Source organism: Bradyrhizobium sp., from assembly GCF_049512235.1.
Taxonomy (GTDB): Bacteria; Pseudomonadota; Alphaproteobacteria; order Rhizobiales; family Xanthobacteraceae; genus Bradyrhizobium.
Window position 1 is genome coordinate 1 of the sequence record NZ_JBEKXH010000547.1, and the last position, 3995, is coordinate 3995.

5 protein-coding genes are annotated in these 3995 nt (G+C 64.4%); all 5 read left to right on the forward strand.

Annotation, left to right across the window (positions count from 1 at the left end; translation table 11 throughout):
* Positions 1 to 132: cytochrome c oxidase subunit 3 (locus tag ABSG20_RS31425; protein WP_423868343.1), on the forward strand; the 132-nt coding region annotated here is incomplete at its 5' end.
* Positions 133 to 209: 77 nt separating this feature from the next.
* Positions 210 to 599, forward strand: a complete 390-nt coding sequence (locus ABSG20_RS31430; protein WP_423868340.1) for a DUF983 domain-containing protein — start codon at positions 210 to 212, stop codon at positions 597 to 599.
* Positions 599 to 1351 (forward strand): SURF1 family protein, encoded by a 753-nt coding sequence (locus ABSG20_RS31435; protein WP_423868344.1) that lies wholly within the window; start codon positions 599 to 601, stop codon positions 1349 to 1351. The genes ABSG20_RS31430 and ABSG20_RS31435 overlap by 1 nt, the downstream gene beginning before the upstream one ends.
* An 11-nt stretch (positions 1352 to 1362) precedes the next feature.
* Complete coding sequence (locus ABSG20_RS31440; protein WP_423868341.1) at positions 1363 to 2604, forward strand: threonine ammonia-lyase; 1242 nt, start codon at positions 1363 to 1365, stop codon at positions 2602 to 2604.
* 243 nt (positions 2605 to 2847) lie between these two features.
* Positions 2848 to 3995 (forward strand): threonine synthase (gene thrC / locus ABSG20_RS31445; RefSeq protein ID WP_423868342.1); only part of this gene is annotated, 1148 nt, incomplete at its 3' end.

The window sequence follows — 3995 nt, forward strand, 5'->3', positions numbered from 1 at the left end:
ACCCCGACCCAGCATCTCGGCTTCGAATTCGCCGCCTGGTACTGGCATTTCGTCGACGTGGTGTGGCTGTTCCTGTTCGTCTGCATCTATGTCTGGGGCCACGGTGCGGAAACCATGGCGCACGGCGGCTGACTTCATTACCCTGTGCTATACGGGGCGGCCGCGCGGCCGCCCCTTGTATTTTGCGAAGCGCCAAGGAAGACCGACAGATGCCGGACCAGCCATTGCCGACGCTGAGCGAGAGCGCGATGCGCGGCCTCGCCTGCAAATGTCCGCGCTGCGGCAGGGGCAGGCTGTATGCGGGGTTTCTGACGCTGCGGCCGAAATGTGAATCCTGCGGGCTGGATTACGCCTTCATCGATTCCGGCGACGGGCCGGCGATCTTCATCATCATGATTGCGGGCGCCATCGTGGTGGCCTGCGCGCTGATCGTCGAGGTAAAATACCAGCCGCCGTTCTGGCTGCATGCGGTGCTCTGGCTGCCTTTGATTCTCGCCACCACGCTGTTGCCGCTGCGGGCGATGAAGTCGCTTTTGATCGCGCTGCAGTTCCATCACAAGGCAGCACCTGGCCGGCTGATCGACCGCGAACCAAAATGATGCCGGCCACGGGACGGCGGCGCGGCAACGCCGGCTTTGTCGCTTTCACGCTGGCGATGCTGGCGCTGTTCGCAAGCCTCGGGGTCTGGCAGTTGCAGCGCCGGGTCGAAAAGCACGCGCTGATCGCGGCCTTGACCGAACGGCTCGCGGCCGCGCCGGGATCACTGCCGCAGCCCTCGCAGTGGCGCACGCTGACGCCAGCCCGGGACGAATTCCGCCGCGTCGGTCTGACCGCGATCTACCAGCCCCTTGCGGACGCCATGGTCTACAGTTCCGGTTCGGCGGTGCGCGAGGACGTTTCCAGTCCCGGCACATGGGCATTCCTGCCCGCGCGCCTGCCGGGCGGCGAGATCATCGTGATCAATGCGGGCTTCGTGCCAAACCCGATGCAGGATCGTGGCCAAGAGGATCGCGCGGTGGCGCGGCTGATTACCGGTGAGCCGGCGATGTTGACCGGCTATATCCGCTTTCCGGAGCCAGCGGGCTTGCTGACGCCAACTGAAAATACCGCCAGGCGGCTGTGGTTCACGCGGGATCATCTTGCGATGGCGCGGGCGCTCGGTTGGGGTGAGGTCGCCCCGTTCTATGTCGACCTTGAGCTGCCGGTTCCAGCCGGTGGCATCCCGAAGCCGGGTGCGCTCGAGGTCCACCTCAAGGACGACCACCTGCAATATGCCATTACCTGGTTTGGCTTGGCGGCCGCGGTAGCGATCGCGTTCGTCGTATGGCTGCGGGGGCAGTGGCGGGGGTAGATCCGATGACGATGAGTGAGACGTTAGCAGCTTCCCTTGCGCGCTTGCCGGTCACCTTCGGTGACATCGAAGCAGCGGCGGGCGTACTCGCCGACCACGTGAAGCGGACGAGCTTCGATCGCAGCCGCACGCTGTCCGGCATCGTCGGCGCGGACCTATGGCTCAAGTTCGAGAACCTGCAGTTCACGGCGACTTTCAAGGAGCGGGGGGCGCTCAATCGGTTGTCAGCCCTGTCCGCCGATGAACGGCGGCGAGGTGTGATCGCTGCCTCGGCAGGCAACCACGCGCAGGGAGTAGCCTATCACGCGGCCCGCCTTTCAATCCCGGCAACCATTTTTGTGCCCCGGGGAACTCCGACCGTGAAGATCGAGAACACGCGCCGGCATGGCGCAAATGTGATCGAAGCAGGAGCAACCCTCGAGGAGGCCGCCATTCTGGCCATTGACCATGGTCGCGAACGGCAGTTGACGTTCATCCATCCCTACGACGATCCCATGATCATCGCGGGCCAGGGCACCATCGCGATCGAGATGCTCGCATCGGTGCCTGACCTCGACGTGCTGCTGGTGCCGATCGGCGGAGGCGGCCTCATATCCGGCATGGCCGTCGCCGCCAGGACGCTCAGGCCCGGCATCGAAATCATCGGCGTGCAGGCCGCTCTCTATCCATCAATGTACAACCTGATCAAAGGGCAGCACCTCCCGATGCGCGGTGACACGCTGGCGGAGGGCATTGCGGTCAAGGCGCCTGGCCGCATCACGTCCGAAATCGTGCGCGCGCTAGTCGATGATATCGTGCTCGTGACCGAACCGCAGGTCGAGCACGCGCTGAGCCTGCTCATCACGATCGAGAAGACGGTCACGGAGGGCGCCGGGGCCGCCGGTCTGGCGGCGGTCCTCGCCAATCAGGAGCGCTTCAGGGGCCGCGCGCTCGGCCTCGTTCTGAGTGGCGGCAACATCGACACGCGGCTGCTGTCAGGCGTGCTTACCCGGCAACTCGCCAGGGAGGGTCGACTATCGCAACTGAGGTTCGACATTGCGGACCGGCCCGGTCAACTTGCTACGATCGTCGCCGTCCTGAGCAGCTCCGGCGCCAACATTGTTGAGGTATCCCATCAGCGCATCTTCACGGATCTGCCAGCCAAGGCGGTACTCCTCGAGGTCGTGATCGAGACCAGAGACCAGTCTCATCTGGCTTCAACCATTGCCGCCCTGAGGGCGGCTCACCTCGACGTCGACGTTGGCGGCAATTAGCGATGGCGGGCCGCTGGCCCGTCGTCGGCAGCCAGCATCGTCGCCGGAAGCGGGTGCGCAGGATGCGGTAATATGGTATGCTTTGACCTCGGACACGCTGTCCCAAAAGGGGGCAGTGGCAAAAATCCTGGTTTCCACTTCACCCCAAAACGCTTTAAGGTGCCGCGCGACGGCGCCACGGCAAAGTTAGATCATCATTAAATATCAAAGGCTTGATGAAAATCCTGGCCTTTGGAGGGCGGTTTGACCCGGTACATCTCGACGCGGGGGGAGGCTCCCGCCTTAGGTTTCTGCGACGTGATGCTGACCGGGCTCGCCCGCGACGGCGGCCTCTACGTGCCCGAAACGTGGCCCCGGCTTTCGCCCGACGCCATCGCCGGTTTTTTCGGCCGGCCCTATTGGCAAGTGGCGGTCGAAATCATCAGCCCGTTTGTCGGCGGGGAAATTCCCGACGCCGATCTCGGCCGCATGGCGAACGAGGCCTACGCCACATTCCGCCATCCGGCCGTGGTTCCGCTCGACCAGATCGGACCCAATGAATTCCTGCTCGAGCTGTTCCACGGCCCGACGCTGGCCTTCAAGGACGTGGCGATGCAGCTGATTTCGCGGCTGATGGACCACGTGCTGGCGAAACGCGCGCAGCGCACCACCATCGTGGTTGCGACCTCAGGCGATACCGGCGGTGCCGCGGTCGACGCCTTCGCGGGTCTCGGCAATGTCGATCTGATCGTACTGTTCCCGCACGGCCGCATCTCCGACGTGCAGAGGCGGATGATGACGACGACCAGCGCGGCCAACGTTCATGCGCTCGCCATCGAAGGCCATTTCGATGATTGCCAGGCGATCGTGAAGGGGCTCTTCAATCACCACAGCTTCCGCGACGCGGTTTCGCTGTCGGGCGTCAATTCCATCAACTGGGCGCGGATCGTGGCCCAGGTGGTGTATTATTTCACCTCCGCCGTCGCGCTCGGCTCGCCCTTGCGATCGGTGGATTTCACCGTGCCGACCGGGAATTTCGGCGACATCTTCGCAGGCTACGTCGCCAAGCGGATGGGGCTGCCGGTCCGGTGCTTGCGGATCGCCTCCAACGTCAACGATATCCTGCCGCGGACGTTGAAGACCGGCATCTATGAAGTGCGCGAGGTCCATCCGTCGGCCTCGCCATCGATGGATATTCAGGTCTCCTCGAATTTCGAGCGGCTATTGTTCGACGCTGGGGGCCGCGATCCCGGCACCGTTCGCCGGCTGATGGCGTCGTTGAAGCAGTCGGGCCGCTTCGTGCTGCCCGACGCGACGCTTGCGGCGATCCGCGAGGAATTCGACGCCGGCCGCGCCGACGAGACCGAGACCAGCGCGGCCATCCGCGCCGCCTGGCGCGAGGCCGGCGATCT